We start from the raw sequence: 14,632 nt of genomic DNA, 5'->3' as shown, positions 1-14,632 counted from the left end.
AGGCCTGACGGTTAAATGTTACCCCTCCCGACGGGAGAGGGAGTCATGGGAAGGGATTGTACAACGGACTGCGGTTAGGCGTTATAGCGTTCAATCAAGCCTTTGGCGGTTCGGTGCGCGCAAAGCTCTCGCGCAGGAACAGCGTTTCGGCCAGCTTCACCAGACGTGGGCGATCGACACACCAACCTGGCGCAATGCGGCGAAAGTTCAGGTAGCCAATCGCGCAGGCAATGGCGATGGTCGCCAGATTGAGGGTGTCAGCCTTCAGCGTGCCGTCGGCTAAATAGCCTTCCAGCGCGTCAAGGCTGCGGGCAATTTTTTCGCGCTGGCGCAGGACTTCCGCTTCCGACTGCTGCGCTGCCGGACGGGCGAGCTCACGCACCGAGGCCAGGCCGGCGTCCATAATGCCGTCGGCCAGCGCTTCCATCTGGCGTACCTTTAACGCTTCATGGGGATCGTTCGGCACCATTTCCGGTGCAATATTCAGTTGCTCAATGTACTGAGCAATAATCGGCGAATCGAACCAGCATTCTCCGCTATCGGTGACTAGCGCAGGCACTTTCCCTAACGGGTTAAATTGCGCCACACCGTTTTCAGCGTTATAGGGCTGCTCGTTGATAAATTCGAAGGCGATCCCCTTTTCCAGTAAGAGGATCGAGATTTTTCGGACAAATGGACTCGTGTAGCTGCCAACCAGTTTCATGTTCAACTCCTTTGCGCCAACAAAGCTATCAGTATGGCTCAGGCAGCCGCATTCGCCCTCTGGTTTTTATCCATTGAGCGATCGGGATAAAATAAAGAGCAGACAGACTACTTATGCAAAGTCTCCACGGGCCTGTACAGCTGACGGTAGTACGCCAGTCTTTCGAGAAACATCTCCGCTTTTTCTTCGGGGATATCGGTAGGAACCCGATCCGAACGCGACCGTTTGTTCAGATACTCCATGAACGCCTGGCTTGAAGCCATAAAGTCCACTGCTTTATCAATAAGTTGTGGAACATTTTCTCCGATCTTTCTCATCGTGCGCTCCTTCTCTTAAAAACCCTCTTATAAGAATGGATACTTAATCAAAAGCCCGTTGAGGAAAACGTGCGCATTTTGCGTAGAAATTTTAGAAAATGTGGCCTGGAGGAGAAATTACAAAAATAATCATAATAATCAGATTATTATGAAAATAATAAACGAATTGTCACGCAAAGAAACTACCGCATTTTGTATAATTAACTACCAGAAATGAGCGACAACGCGCATACTAGAAGCTATTACGCCTATTTTGTTATCAGATATCAGCAAGATGAAAGAAATCGAAAAAAATGAAATTAAGCGCCTGAGCGACCTGCTCGACGCTATTCGCCACCAGCAGGCAGCCCTGTCCCTGGTTGAAAGCGCAGAAAAATATGCCGAGCTGGAAGCAGAAAAAGCTAAGCTCGAAACTGAAATCGCGCGCCTGCGCGAAGTCCATACCCAGAAGCTGAGCAAAGAAGCGCAGAAGCTGGTCAAAATGGGTTTCAGCCGCCCTATCACGAAAAAAGAACAGGCCGACATGGGCAAGCTGAAGAAAAGCGTGCGCGGTCTGGTTGTTGTTCACCCAATGACGGCGCTAGGCCGTGAAATGGGTCTGCAGGTCATGACCGGGTTCGCAAAGAGCGAATTCTGATGCGACCCCCCTGAACCTTCTCCCGCCCGGGGGAAGGTTTTGTTCTACGCCTTCCATTGCTACCCCTCTGAATTGGCCCAACCAATTTCACAACCAAATTGCTATTGGTTCACAATTCCATCATTAAACATCACATTCTCATTGCTAACGCATAACATTTAGTTAACCATTCATTGTCATTAACCCTACACCACCCTATTGGCAGGGCCAATTTTACACAAACTGTGACGCAGAGATGAGCACAGACTCACCGCCGAGCAGCGCGTATGGCCCCCTGGAGACCTGCATGAGCCTCTGGCAACAAAACTACGATCCGGCCGGGAATATCTGGCTATCGAGCCTGATCGCATCGCTCCCGATCCTGTTCTTCTTCTTCGCGCTGATTAAGCTCAAGCTGAAAGGCTATGTGGCGGCTAGCTGGACAGTCGCTATCGCCCTGGGCGTCGCGCTGCTGTTCTATAAGATGCCCGTCGATCGCGCGCTGGCGTCGGTGGTTTACGGCTTCTTCTACGGCCTGTGGCCGATTGCCTGGATTATTATCGCTGCCGTTTTCGTCTACAAAATTTCGGTGAAAACCGGGCAGTTCGATATTATTCGTGCGTCGATTCTTTCGATCACCCCGGACCAGCGTTTGCAGATGCTGATTGTCGGTTTCTCCTTCGGGGCCTTCCTCGAAGGGGCGGCGGGCTTCGGCGCACCGGTGGCGATTACCGCAGCGCTGTTGGTCGGCCTGGGCTTTAACCCACTGTATGCCGCAGGGCTATGTCTGATTGTCAACACCGCGCCGGTCGCCTTTGGCGCGATGGGTATTCCGATTCTGGTTGCCGGTCAGGTTACCGGGCTGGACAGCTTCCACATTGGCCAGATGGTCGGCCGCCAGCTACCGTTCCTGACCATTATCGTGCTGTTCTGGATCATGGCGATTATGGACGGCTGGCGCGGTATCAAAGAGACCTGGCCTGCGGTTATGGTGGCGGGAGGATCGTTCGCTATCGCCCAGTACCTCAGCTCCAACTTCCTCGGCCCAGAGCTGCCGGACATCATCTCCTCGCTGGTGTCGCTGGTGTGCCTGACGCTGTTCCTCAAGCGCTGGCAGCCGGTACGCATTTTCCGCTTTGCCGACATGGGCGCGTCACAGGTCGATATGAATCTGGCACGCACCGGTTATACCGCCGGCCAGGTTATCCGCGCCTGGTCACCGTTCCTGTTCCTGACCGCGACCGTTACGCTGTGGAGCATTCCGCCGTTTAAAGCGCTATTCGCCCCGGGCGGCGCAATGTACGATCTGGTGATCAACATCTCGGTACCGTTCCTCGACAAAATGGTTGCGCGCATGCCACCGGTTGTTAGCCAGGCGACCGCCTACGCGGCGGTGTATAAGTTCGACTGGCTATCTGCCACCGGCACCGCAATTCTGTTTGCCGCCCTGCTGTCTATTGTCTGGCTGCGCATGAAGCCAAAAGATGCCATCAGCACCTTCGGCTCCACGCTGAAAGAGCTGGCGTTACCGATTTACTCCATCGGTATGGTGTTGGCGTTCGCTTTTATCTCGAACTATTCCGGCCTGTCATCGACGCTGGCACTGGCGCTGGCGCATACCGGCCATGCCTTTACCTTCTTCTCACCGTTCCTGGGTTGGCTTGGCGTGTTCCTGACCGGTTCAGACACCTCTTCCAACGCCCTGTTCGCCGCGCTTCAGGCCACCGCCGCGCAGCAGATTGGGGTATCGGACGTGCTGCTGGTTGCCGCGAATACGACCGGCGGCGTCACCGGCAAGATGATTTCACCACAGTCCATCGCAATTGCCTGTGCGGCGGTGGGCCTGGTGGGTAAAGAGTCCGATCTGTTCCGCTTTACGGTCAAACACAGCCTGATTTTCACCTGTATGGTGGGCGTCATCACCACGCTGCAGGCTTATGTCTTAACCTGGATGATTCCGTGATAACACTGCCCAAACGTCTGTCAGACGATGTCGCCTGCCGCGTGCGGGCGCTGATTGAAGAACAACAGCTGGAGGCGGGCATGCGATTGCCCGCTGAACGCAAGCTGGCAAGCCAGCTCGGCGTGTCGCGCAACTCACTGCGCGAAGCGCTGGCGAAATTGGTTAGCGAAGGTTTGCTCCTGAGCCGCCGCGGCGGCGGCACCTTCGTGCGCTGGCAGCATGAGGGCTGGTCCGAACAAAATATTGTCCAGCCGCTGAGAACGCTGCTGGCCGATGATCCGGGCTACAGCTTCGATATTCTGGAAGCTCGCCACGCCATCGAAGCCAGCACCGCGTGGTACGCCGCGATGCGCGCCACCGATGCCGACAAAGAAAAAATCCGCCTCTGCTTTGAAGCCACCCAGAGCGACGACCCGGACCTTGCCTCACAGGCCGACGTGCGTTTCCACCTGGCCATTGCCGAGGCATCCCACAACGTGGTGCTGCTGCAAACCATGCGCGGATTTTTCGATCTGCTGCAATCTTCGGTTATCCAGAGCCGCGAACGCATGTATCTGGTGCCGCCGGTGTTTGCGAAATTGACCGAACAGCATCTGGCCATCCTCAACGCCATTACCCACGGTGACGCTGAAGGCGCTCGTCAGGCGATGATGGCGCATCTCGGGTTTGTCCACACCACGATTAAACGTTTTGACGAAGACCTGGCCCGCCAGGCGCGGATCACCCGCCTGCCCGACGACCACACTGATATTTCCAGGGAGAAAAAAGCATGATTATTTCCGCCGCGAGTGACTATCGCGCTGCTGCCCAGCGCATTCTGCCGCCGTTTCTGTTCCACTACATCGACGGCGGCGCCTACGCCGAGCACACCCTGCGCCGTAACGTAGAAGACCTGTCCGACGTGGCCCTGCGCCAGCGCGTGCTGAAGAATATGTCTGACCTGAGCCTGGAAACCACGTTGTTTAAAGAGCAGCTGTCGATGCCGGTGGCGCTGGCACCGGTTGGGCTGTGCGGCATGTACGCCCGTCGCGGTGAGGTGCAGGCCGCCGCCGCCGCCGATGCTAAAGGTATTCCGTTTACCCTTTCCACCGTGTCAGTCTGCCCGATTGAAGAGGTCGCACCGACCATTAAGCGCCCGATGTGGTTCCAGCTGTACGTCCTGCGCGATCGCGGCTTTATGCGCAACGCGCTGGAGCGCGCCAAAGCGGCGGGCTGCTCAACGCTGGTCTTTACCGTTGATATGCCGACGCCGGGCGCGCGCTACCGCGATGCCCACTCCGGTATGAGCGGCCCGAACGCTGCGATGCGCCGCTACTGGCAGGCCGCCACCCATCCGCAGTGGGCGTGGGATGTGGGCCTGAATGGTCGCCCACACGACTTAGGCAATATTTCCACCTACCTCGGCAAACCAACCGGGCTGGAAGATTACATCGGCTGGCTGGCGAATAACTTCGATCCGTCCATTTCGTGGAAAGACCTGGAATGGATCCGCGAATTCTGGGATGGCCCGATGGTGATCAAAGGGATCCTCGATCCGGAAGATGCCCGCGACGCGGTGCGCTTCGGCGCCGACGGGATTGTGGTTTCGAACCACGGTGGCCGTCAGCTTGACGGCGTACTCTCCTCCGCCCGCGCGCTGCCGGCAATTGCTGACGCAGTAAAAGGCGATATTACGATCCTTGCCGATAGCGGCATCCGTAACGGTCTGGACGTGGTGCGCATGATTGCGCTGGGCGCCGACAGCGTGCTGCTGGGGCGCGCGTATCTGTATGCACTGGCGACACACGGCCAGGCGGGTGTGGCTAACCTGCTGAATCTGGTTGAGAAAGAGATGAAGGTGGCGATGACGCTGACCGGAGCGAAAACCATTAAGGATATTAGCGGTAATTCGCTGGTGCAGCAGGCGGACGTGGCGCAGACGTTCCGTGCGATTCAGCGCGGCGACGCGGCGTAGCACGCTCTGGCTGTTCAGCAATGTAGGCCGGATAAGGCGTTTACGCCGCCATCCGGCAACGTGCTCAATATTGCCTGATGGCGCTACGCTTATCAGTCCTACAGGATGAGGGTGACTGCGTTTTCTGCTATCCTGCCCCCGCAATCCAAGGGGGCAGCATGCTTAACATCGTTTTATTCGAACCAGAAATCCCACCCAATACCGGCAATATCATCCGCCTGTGCGCCAATACCGGTTTCAATCTCCATATCATCGAACCAATGGGCTTTGCCTGGGACGATAAGCGCCTGCGTCGCGCCGGGCTGGATTACCATGAGTTTACCGCCGTTCAGCGCCATGCCGACTATGCGGCGTTTCTCGAAAGCGCCAAACCGCAGCGGCTGTTTGCCCTCACGACCAAAGGCACGCCTGCGCACAGCGCGGTGAGCTATCAGGACGGTGATTTTCTGATGTTTGGCCCAGAAACGCGCGGGCTGCCCGCGACCATTCTGGACGCGCTGCCGCCCGAGCAAAAAATTCGTATTCCTATGATGCCGGACAGCCGCAGCATGAACCTGTCGAACGCGGTGTCGGTGGTGGTGTATGAAGCATGGCGCCAGTTGGGGTATCCGGGCGCGGTATTACGGAGCTGATAGATTGCCGGATGGCGGCTCCGCCTTATCCGGCCTACGTCTGGCAACGTGAATGCCGTTAAATCCCGTCGCCGTACTCAAATCCGTGATTGATACCGTTAAAGTGTTGGTCCATATCCATCGCCGGTTTATCTGACTCCGGCTTGCCGACGATGCGCGCCGGAACACCTGCAGCCGTGGTATGCGGCGGAACGGGTTGTAAAACCACGGAGCCCGCGCCAATCTTCGCGCCGCGCCCCACTTCGATGTTGCCGAGAATTTTAGCACCCGCGCCAATCATGACGCCTTCGCGAATTTTCGGGTGACGGTCGCCGCTGGTTTTCCCGGTCCCCCCCAGGGTAACGGATTGCAGGATGGAGACATCGTTTTCAATGACCGCCGTTTCGCCCACCACGATGCCGGTCGCGTGGTCAAGCATGATGCCGCGGCCAATCTTCGCCGCCGGGTGGATGTCCACCTGGAACGATACCGACACCTGGTTTTGCAGGAAAATCGCCAGCGCGCGACGCCCTTGCCCCCACAGCCAATGGCCGATGCGATAGGCTTGTAACGCGTGGAAGCCTTTCAGGTACAGCAGCGGCGTTGAATATTTGTCGACCGCCGGGTCGCGGGTGCGAACGGCCTGAATATCACAGGCGGCGGAGGCGATCATTTCCGGATCGGCGGCGTAGGCTTCTTCCACCACTTCGCGAATAGCGATAGCAGGCATAATGGGTGAAGCCAGTTTATTCGCCAGCATATAGCTTAATGCGCTGCCAAGATTTTCATGTTTGAGTAGCGTGGCGTGATAGAAACTGGCGAGCATTGGCTCACAGTCGGCCAGAGCCCTGGCTTCCGCTTTAATGTTGTTCCAGACAATTTCCAGTTCTTCACACGACATTGCATACTCCAGACGTATTGGAACGATCGGCCAGTCTCTGCTAGCCGGATCGTCGGGATGACAAAGGTTTCCTGCGATTAGTTGCCGCTATGCTCATCCTTGCGTGCACGACCTAACAAGGTCAATGCTGCCTCGCGCGCACTTTTTCCGCAATATAATACCTGATAAATTTCCTCGGTTATTGGCATTTCGACACCTACACGGTGCGCCAACTCGCGGACTTCTTTGGTATTACGGTAACCCTCGACCACCTGGCCAATAGCGTCCTGCGCTTCCTGCACCTGCGCCCCTTTCCCCAGCGCCATACCGAAACGACGGTTACGCGACTGGTTGTCGGTACAGGTCAGCACTAAGTCTCCCAGCCCCGCCATGCCCATAAAGGTCACCGGGTCAGCGCCCAGCGCCACGCCCAGGCGTGACATTTCGGTCAACCCACGGGTAATCAGCGCCGTACGCGCGTTCGCGCCAAAGCCGATGCCGTCGGAGATACCCGCGCCAATCGCAATCACGTTTTTCACCGCACCGCCCAGCTGGACGCCGATGAAGTCAGGATTACTGTAAACGCGGAAACTTTTGCCACAGTGCAGCAACTGCTGTAAATCGTCGGCAAAGGTCGGGTCGGTGGCCGCCAGTGAAATCGCCGTTGGCAGACCTGCCGCCAGTTCTTTAGCGAACGTCGGGCCAGAGATCACCGCCAGCGGGATTTCATCACCCAGCGCTTCGCGCGCCACATCCTGCAGCAGACGACCGGTTTCTGCTTCCAGCCCTTTTGTCGCCCAGACCAGGCGCGCATCAGGACGAAGCAACGGTTTCATCTGACGAAGTACGTCGCCGAACACGTGGCTTGGCACCACCACCAGAATATCGCGGCTGGCAGCCAGCGCGGTCGCAAGGTCGCTTTCCAGGTGCAGCGTATCGGGGAACGGAACGTCGGGAAGGAATGCCGCGTTGCAGCGATCGTGCTGCAAGGTTGCGACATGCTTGGGATCGTGGCCCCACAGTACAACCGGGTGGCCGTTTCTTGCCACGGTGATGGCAAGAGCGGTGCCGTACGAGCCGGCACCGATCACAGTCATTGAAGCATTAAGTGCGTTCATCAGGCATCCTGATGTTGTTCTGCACCTTCGCCAGACTGCTGTTGCAGATAGTTCATGAACAGCGCATCAAAGTTAACCGGCGCAAGGTTCAGCTGTGGGAAGGTCCCACGGGAAACCAGGCTGGTGATGCATTCACGCGCATACGGGAACAGGATGTTCGGGCAGTAGGCACCCAGGCAATGAGCCATCTGGGTTCCTTCGATACCTTCGATAGAGAAGATACCCGCCTGCTGAGTTTCGCACAGGAACGCAGTTTCTTCGCCCAGCGTCGCCGTTACGGTGACACGCAGCACCACTTCATACACGCCTTCAGCCAGCTGGTTGGAAGCGGTATCAAGATCAAGTTTAACCTCTGGCTGCCAATCTTTCTGGAAAACATGCGGTGCATTCGGCGCTTCGAAGGAAACGTCTTTGGTGTAGATGCGCTGAATCTGGAAAGCCATTTCTGCGTTGTTTTGTTCTGACATGTGTAAAAACCCTTTCGTGTTGTCCTTAAAAAAAGCGGTACGCTTCACGCCCGCCGAAGTCAGGCGTGAACGCTTCGCAAAGCATTAGCGCAGCAGGGGATCAAGTCCACCACGCGCATCAAGCGCATACAAGTCGTCGCAGCCGCCAATGTGCTGTGCATCAATAAAAATCTGCGGCACCGTGGTGCGGCCGCTGCGCTGAATCATCTCTTCACGCTTTTCCGCGTTGCCGTCGATAGGCAGTTCCTGGAAGGTGACGCCTTTTTCAGACAGCAGCGCTTTTGCACGGTGGCAATAAGGGCACGTCGCTTTGGTGTAAATCTCAATCTTCGCCATGACAGCTCTCCTGACTTTACCCGAGAAATCTTATTTGCCGCGAACCAGCGGCAGGTTTTCACCACTCCAGCCAGCAATACCTTCTTTCAGTACGAAAACTTTTTCAAAACCCGCTTTCAGCAGCGCGTTGGCAGACTCGCTCGCCTGCATACCGGAGCCATCGGCAACGATAATCGGTTTGTCTTTGTGCTTTTCCAGCTCGCCGACGTTGTTGGCTTTGATTTCGCTCGCCAGCAGATTCACAGAACCGGCAATGTGGCCTTTACGGAAATCGTCGCGCTGGCGCAGGTCAACGACCACGGCGTCTTCTTTGTTAATCAGGCGCGTCGCTTCGCCACGGTTGATGACCTTAACTTTAGACATCAGCCCTTTAAAGGTGGTGAACAGCACGGCCGCCAGCAGCGCGATCCACGCGATGCTCAGGACAGGGTGACGACCAACAAATTGCATAATCTCTTGCATGGGGGGTAACAGCTCCCGACGTGTAATGTTTAAAAACCAGGGAAGGAGTATACCTGCGGCGTGGCGCAAATACAGCCAGCGCGCGCGATGTAATGCGTTTTCTGCGGAGTGCCACGGAAAAAAGGGCGAAAATGTGCGTATTTCCTCGTGCATCTCCCCGCTTTCTTTGATCTCTCATTGTTATTTTATCGATTCAGCTGTAGTAAAATTACGCAAATTTTCTGTCTTTAGAGCATGAGGTTGTCGCAATGTCGGTTTCTAAAAAACCTATGGTACTGGTGATCCTGGATGGCTACGGCTACCGCGAAGAGCAGCAGGATAACGCTATTTTCAGTGCAAAAACCCCGGTAATGGATGCGCTGTGGGCAAAACGTCCGCACACCCTGATTCACGCATCTGGCCTCGAAGTGGGCCTGCCGGACGGTCAGATGGGTAACTCCGAAGTGGGTCACGTTAACCTGGGCGCAGGTCGTATCGTGTATCAGGACCTGACCCGTCTTGACGTGGAAATCAAAGATCGCCAGTTCTTCGCTAACCCGGTGCTGTCCGGCGCGGTAGACAAAGCGGTTGCCGCCGGTAAAGCGGTACACATCATGGGCCTGCTGTCCGCCGGTGGCGTTCACAGCCACGAAGATCACATCATGGCAATGGTAGAGCTGGCCGCTGAACGCGGTGCAGAAAAAATCTACCTGCACGCGTTCCTCGACGGTCGCGACACCCCACCGCGCAGCGCCAACGGCTCCCTGCAGAAGTTTGAAGAGAAATTTGCCGCGCTGGGCAAAGGCCGCGTCGCCTCCATCATTGGTCGTTACTATGCGATGGACCGTGACAACCGTTGGGATCGCGTTGAACAAGCTTACAACCTGCTGGTTGAAGCCAAAGGCGAGTTCCAGGCTGACACCGCGGTTGCCGCATTGGAAGCAGCCTACGCTCGCGATGAAAACGATGAATTCGTCAAAGCCACCGTTATCCGTGCAGCCGGCCAGGCCGATGCCGCAATGGAAGACGGCGATGCGCTGATCTTCATGAACTTCCGTGCTGACCGTGCGCGTGAAATCACCCGTGCATTCGTGAACGCTGACTTCGACGGCTTCAAACGCCACAAAGAAGTCAAACTGGGTGACTTCATCATGCTGACCGAATACGCAGCAGACATCAAAGCACCGTGCGCTTATCCACCAGCCTCCCTGGAAAATACTTTCGGTGAGTGGATGGCGAAGCATGACAAAACGCAGCTGCGCATCTCCGAAACTGAAAAATATGCACACGTGACCTTCTTCTTTAACGGCGGCGTAGAAGAGCCGTTCAAAGGTGAAGATCGCATTCTGATCAACTCCCCGAAAGTGGCGACCTACGACCTGCAGCCGGAAATGAGCTCCGCCGAGCTGACCGAAAAACTGGTTGCCGCCATCGAAAGCGGTAAGTACGACACCATCATCTGTAACTACCCGAACGGCGATATGGTTGGCCATACTGGCGTGATGGAAGCCGCGGTGAAAGCCGTTGAAGCCCTGGACCACTGCCTGGATGAAGTGGCCCGTGCGGTTGAAAAAGTGGGCGGCCAGATGCTGGTCACCGCTGACCACGGCAACGCCGAGCAGATGCGCGATCCGGCTACCGGCCAGGCACACACCGCACACACCAGCCTGCCGGTTCCGCTGATCTACGTTGGCGACAAAACCGTCAAAGCGGTGGAAGGCGGCAAGCTTTCCGACCTCGCGCCGACCATGCTGTCGCTGATGGGCATGGAAATCCCGCAACAGATGACTGGTAAGCCGCTGTTCATCGTGGAATAATCCTTCCCCATGAGGGGAAAGGCGATTTATTCCATTAAATGGGCCGGGGCAACGCTTCGGTCCACGTTGTACGCCAGCGCACTCAGCGCTGGCGTATTGCTGTGCGCGGCATCCGCCCATGCGGACGACCGCTCGCAGCTGCAATCTATTCAGGCCGATATCGCCGCCAAAGAGCGCGCGGTACGTCAGCAGCAGCAGCAGCGCGCTACCCTTCTCGCCCAGCTCAAAGCGCAGGAACAGGCCATTGCCGCCGCCGCGCGCCAGCTGCGCGAAACGCAGAACTCGCTGGCGCAGCTTAACGCGCAAATCGCCGAGATGAACGCCAATATTGCGAAGCTGGAAAAACAGCGCGCCATGCAGGAGCGTAACCTCGCAGCCCAGCTCGATGCCGCGTTTCGTCAGGGCGAACATACCGGTATTCAGCTCATTCTCAGCGGCGAAGAGAGCCAGCGCGGCCAGCGCCTTCAGGCCTATTTTGGCTACCTGAACCAGGCGCGCCAGGAAACTATCGCCGAACTCAAACAAACGCGCGAAGACGTCGCAGCGCAAAAATCCGAGCTGGAAGAGAAGCAGAGCCAACAGCAAACGCTGCTTTATGAGCAAAAGGCGCAGCAGGCTAAGCTCGAAGCGGCGCGCAATGAACGTCAGAAAACAATCTCCGGGCTGGAATCTTCGATTCAGCAGGGCCAGCAGCAGCTCAGCGAACTGCGGGCCAACGAATCCCGCCTGCGCAACAGCATTGCCCGTGCCGAAGCCGCTGCGAAAGCCCGCGCCGAACGCGAAGCCAAAGAGGCTGACGCGGTGCGCAACCGCCAGCAGGAGGCCACCCGTAAAGGCACCACCTATAAACCTTCCGAAAGCGAACGCTCGCTGATGGCGCGCACCGGCGGCCTGGGCGCACCGCGCGGCCAGGCGTACTGGCCGGTTCGCGGGACGACGCTGCATCGCTATGGCGAACAGCTGCAAGGTGAGCTACGTTGGAAGGGGATGGTCATCAGCGCATCGGAAGGGACCGAAGTCAAAGCCATTGCCGATGGGCGCGTCATCCTGGCCGACTGGCTACAGGGCTATGGTCTCGTGGTGGTCGTCGAGCACGGTAAAGGTGATATGAGCCTTTACGGTTATAACCAGAGCGCGCTGGTCAGCGTCGGCACTCAGGTCCGCGCCGGGCAGCCCATCGCCCTGGTGGGCAACAGCGGCGGTCAGGGCCGACCATCGCTCTATTTCGAAATTCGCCGCCAGGGTCAGGCGGTCAATCCACTGCCGTGGTTGGGAAGATAAGTTTTGCTTCAATTTCGTCAGGTTGTACTACTTGGTGCGCTGGCATTAACCGCACCAGGCTATGCCGGTAAGCTCTCTATTGTTATCGATGACTTCGGTTATCGCCCACAGCAGGAAAATCAAGTGCTGGCGATGCCGTCCACGATTTCCGTTGCGGTGCTCCCTAACGCGCCTCACGCCCGTGAAATGGCCACCAAGGCCCATAACGCAGGGCACGAGGTGCTGATTCACCTGCCGATGGCCCCCATCAGCAAGCAGCCGCTGGAAAAAGACACGCTGCGCCCGGATATGAGCAGCGATGAGATCGAGCGCATTATCCGTGAAGCGGTAGAGAAAGTGCCGTACGCCGTAGGCCTGAACAACCATATGGGCAGCGCCATGACCTCCAGCCTGTTCGGCATGCAGAAAGTGATGCAGGCGCTCAGCCGCTACAACCTTTACTTCCTCGACAGCATGACCATCGGCAACAGCCAGGCCATGCGCGCCGCCAACGGCACCGGCGTGAAGGTGATTAAACGCAGAGTGTTCCTCGACGATACCCAGAACGAAGCGGATATTCGCCGCCAGTTTAACCGGGCTATCGATCTGGCGCGCCGCAACGGTTCGGCCATTGCTATCGGCCACCCGCATCCCACCACCGTGCGCGTGCTGCAGCAAATGGTTTATAGCCTGCCGCCGGACATTACGCTGGTCCGCCCGAGCAGCCTGCTCAATGAACCGCAGACTGATACCTCTACGCCAAACCGGGGAATGCCGTCCTCCGTTGAGCCGACGTCACCGCGCAATCCGTTCCGCGGCGTGAAGCTCTGCAAGCCGAAGAAACCGCTGGAGCCGGTCTACGCCAGCCGCTTCTTCAACGTGTTAAGCGAGAGCATCACCCACAGCACGCTGGTGCAGTATATGCAGCTGCAGTGGCAGGGGTGGCAGAACGGTTAGTCTTTCAGATCTAACGTCAGATGGGCCAGACGGCGTGGCGTCAGCGATTTATCGCGCCACTTATTGAAGCGAATGGCCCACAGCATGACCTGATACGCCAGCTTCACGCTGCAAATATTGCTTACCATCCGTTTAAACATGCCGGAGACTTCCGCTTCGGCAATCATCCGCTCGCGAATCTTTTGGTCCGGTTCTTTACGAATGCAGTGGCAGACGCGCAGCGCTTCGTAAATCACCTGCTGCTTAAACTCAGGATAAATCGGAATACGCCCGGCGTAGTCGCGGTTCATCTTGTCGAGCAGACGGGTAATTTTGATGTAATGGCGCTGGTAGATAAGGTTCTTCAGCCCGGTGCGCGGCAGGCGGCTGACGGACGCGCCGTGCAGGAAGTATTTATACAACGGCACTTCCGTATAACGCGCGCGTTTGGCGTTAAACATAAACTCGGTCGACCAGATGATATCCTGGTGATGCAGGCCGGGGATAAAGCTCAGCCCCGCATCACGGATGGTCTGATGGCGGTAAACGCCCATCCACACGACATGGCGCCAGCGGCGGCTGGCGAGCCCTTTACGTAGCCATTCCGGCCCGGTCATGACCTCCGTAGAACGAATCCGGTCGACGGGGATTGAAGCCCAGGTCTTGCCCGTCTCGGCAATACACCAGTCGGCGTTGCACTGCGCCACGTCCAGGTTATCCTTCAGCGCCATCGTCATCAGCGTTTCGTACATTTCCGGGTAGGCAATATCGTCGCCGTCAACGTAGGCAATGTATTCGCCTTTCGCCACCTTCATGCCGGTATTGCGCGCCGCCGAGACGCCCCCGTTACGCTGATGCAGCAGGTGAACATGCGGGTAGCGATCGACGTAAGACTGCGCCAACTCCGCTGAGTTATCCGTCGACCCATCGTTAACAATGATAATCTCGATGTTCTTCCAGGTTTGCGCGATCAGCGAATCCATACAGGCGATGAACGGTTCGCCCGTGTTGTAAAGCGGCATAATGACGCTCAGGAGACCGGGGGTATAGGTCATATAAAATCCTGCCAGACTGTGTAATTAACGGCAATTTTTAACATAGATAGCCATAAAAGGTCAGCGAAAGTTATTGCTGACTGCGCTGCGTAAGGGCAAAAAAAATCCCCGGGTATTTAACGCTAATAAATACCCGGGGACAACTTACGTGAAGCCGA

The 14,632-nt window shown here is 56.9% G+C and carries 16 protein-coding genes; 8 read left to right on the top strand and 8 right to left on the bottom strand.

All coding sequences use genetic code 11. The annotated features are described in order from the left end of the window. Positions 1-94: 94 nt before the first annotated feature. Together V6942_RS08015 and V6942_RS08010 are read right to left on the bottom strand one after the other, a co-directional pair. On the bottom strand, positions 95-703 hold the full coding sequence (locus tag V6942_RS08015) for a glutathione S-transferase (RefSeq protein WP_106924982.1): 609 nt from the start codon (positions 701-703) through the stop codon (positions 95-97). Between the two features lie 107 nt (positions 704-810). After that, positions 811-1,020 (bottom strand): hypothetical protein, encoded by a 210-nt coding sequence (locus tag V6942_RS08010; protein ID WP_106924981.1) that lies wholly within the window; start codon positions 1,018-1,020, stop codon positions 811-813. Between the two features lie 274 nt (positions 1,021-1,294). Between V6942_RS08010 and V6942_RS08005 the strand changes: the two genes are divergently transcribed. The 5 genes from V6942_RS08005 (at position 1,295) to trmL (ending at position 6,185) form a co-directional block, all read left to right on the top strand. Beyond that, positions 1,295-1,657 (top strand): YibL family ribosome-associated protein, encoded by a 363-nt coding sequence (locus V6942_RS08005; RefSeq protein ID WP_182966768.1) that lies wholly within the window; start codon positions 1,295-1,297, stop codon positions 1,655-1,657. A 286-nt stretch (positions 1,658-1,943) separates the two neighbouring features. Next, positions 1,944-3,599 carry an L-lactate permease gene (gene lldP, locus V6942_RS08000; protein WP_106924979.1) on the top strand — a complete coding sequence of 552 codons (1,656 nt, stop codon included), beginning with the start codon at positions 1,944-1,946 and terminating at the stop codon, positions 3,597-3,599. After that, a complete protein-coding gene (lldR, locus tag V6942_RS07995) occupies positions 3,596-4,372 on the top strand; it encodes a transcriptional regulator LldR (RefSeq protein ID WP_106924978.1) in 777 nt (258 codons plus the stop codon). Before lldP ends, lldR begins: the two co-directional genes overlap by 4 nt. Continuing rightward, positions 4,369-5,553: an FMN-dependent L-lactate dehydrogenase LldD gene (gene lldD / locus V6942_RS07990; RefSeq protein ID WP_333501072.1), complete on the top strand. Its 1,185-nt coding sequence runs from the start codon at positions 4,369-4,371 to the stop codon at positions 5,551-5,553. Before lldR ends, lldD begins: the two co-directional genes overlap by 4 nt. Before the next feature lie 158 nt (positions 5,554-5,711). Next, on the top strand, positions 5,712-6,185 hold the full coding sequence (gene trmL / locus V6942_RS07985; protein WP_106924976.1) for a tRNA (uridine(34)/cytosine(34)/5-carboxymethylaminomethyluridine(34)-2'-O)-methyltransferase TrmL: 474 nt from the start codon (positions 5,712-5,714) through the stop codon (positions 6,183-6,185). Between the two features lie 58 nt (positions 6,186-6,243). Here trmL and cysE read toward each other — a convergent pair whose 3' ends face one another. The 5 genes from cysE to V6942_RS07960 form a co-directional block, all read right to left on the bottom strand. Further along, on the bottom strand, positions 6,244-7,065 hold the full coding sequence (gene cysE, locus V6942_RS07980; protein WP_035894708.1) for a serine O-acetyltransferase: 822 nt from the start codon (positions 7,063-7,065) through the stop codon (positions 6,244-6,246). Positions 7,066-7,142: 77 nt separating this feature from the next. Continuing rightward, a complete protein-coding gene (gpsA, locus tag V6942_RS07975) occupies positions 7,143-8,162 on the bottom strand; it encodes an NAD(P)H-dependent glycerol-3-phosphate dehydrogenase (RefSeq protein WP_106924975.1) in 1,020 nt (339 codons plus the stop codon). Next, positions 8,162-8,629 (bottom strand): protein-export chaperone SecB, encoded by a 468-nt coding sequence (secB, locus tag V6942_RS07970; protein WP_106924974.1) that lies wholly within the window; start codon positions 8,627-8,629, stop codon positions 8,162-8,164. The genes gpsA and secB overlap by 1 nt, the downstream gene beginning before the upstream one ends. 84 nt (positions 8,630-8,713) lie before the next feature. Then, positions 8,714-8,965 carry a glutaredoxin 3 gene (gene grxC, locus V6942_RS07965; protein WP_106924973.1) on the bottom strand — a complete coding sequence of 84 codons (252 nt, stop codon included), beginning with the start codon at positions 8,963-8,965 and terminating at the stop codon, positions 8,714-8,716. A gap of 30 nt (positions 8,966-8,995) precedes the next feature. Then, positions 8,996-9,427, bottom strand: a complete 432-nt coding sequence (locus V6942_RS07960; protein ID WP_106924972.1) for a rhodanese-like domain-containing protein — start codon at positions 9,425-9,427, stop codon at positions 8,996-8,998. 248 nt (positions 9,428-9,675) lie between these two features. Here V6942_RS07960 and gpmM point away from each other — a divergent pair, with 248 nt between their 5' ends. The 3 genes from gpmM to V6942_RS07945 are packed head-to-tail and all read left to right on the top strand — an operon-like array spanning position 9,676 to position 13,440. Next, positions 9,676-11,223: a 2,3-bisphosphoglycerate-independent phosphoglycerate mutase gene (gene gpmM / locus V6942_RS07955; protein WP_333501071.1), complete on the top strand. Its 1,548-nt coding sequence runs from the start codon at positions 9,676-9,678 to the stop codon at positions 11,221-11,223. A 9-nt stretch (positions 11,224-11,232) separates the two neighbouring features. After that, on the top strand, positions 11,233-12,504 hold the full coding sequence (gene envC, locus V6942_RS07950; RefSeq protein ID WP_106924970.1) for a murein hydrolase activator EnvC: 1,272 nt from the start codon (positions 11,233-11,235) through the stop codon (positions 12,502-12,504). 3 nt (positions 12,505-12,507) lie between these two features. Then, positions 12,508-13,440: a divergent polysaccharide deacetylase family protein gene (locus tag V6942_RS07945; RefSeq protein ID WP_333501070.1), complete on the top strand. Its 933-nt coding sequence runs from the start codon at positions 12,508-12,510 to the stop codon at positions 13,438-13,440. Here the strand turns inward: V6942_RS07945 and V6942_RS07940 are convergent. Then, entirely contained in the window at positions 13,437-14,474 is a 1,038-nt protein-coding gene (locus V6942_RS07940; RefSeq protein ID WP_106924968.1) for a glycosyltransferase, read from the bottom strand. The genes V6942_RS07945 and V6942_RS07940 overlap by 4 nt on opposite strands. Between the last annotated feature and the right edge of the window lie 158 nt (positions 14,475-14,632).

It is taken from the genome of Kluyvera genomosp. 2, assembly GCF_036759865.1.
GTDB lineage: Bacteria > Pseudomonadota > Gammaproteobacteria > Enterobacterales > Enterobacteriaceae > Kluyvera > Kluyvera ascorbata_B.
The sequence above is the reverse complement of the archived record's forward strand: the minus strand, read 5'-3'. Positions and strand labels throughout refer to the sequence as shown.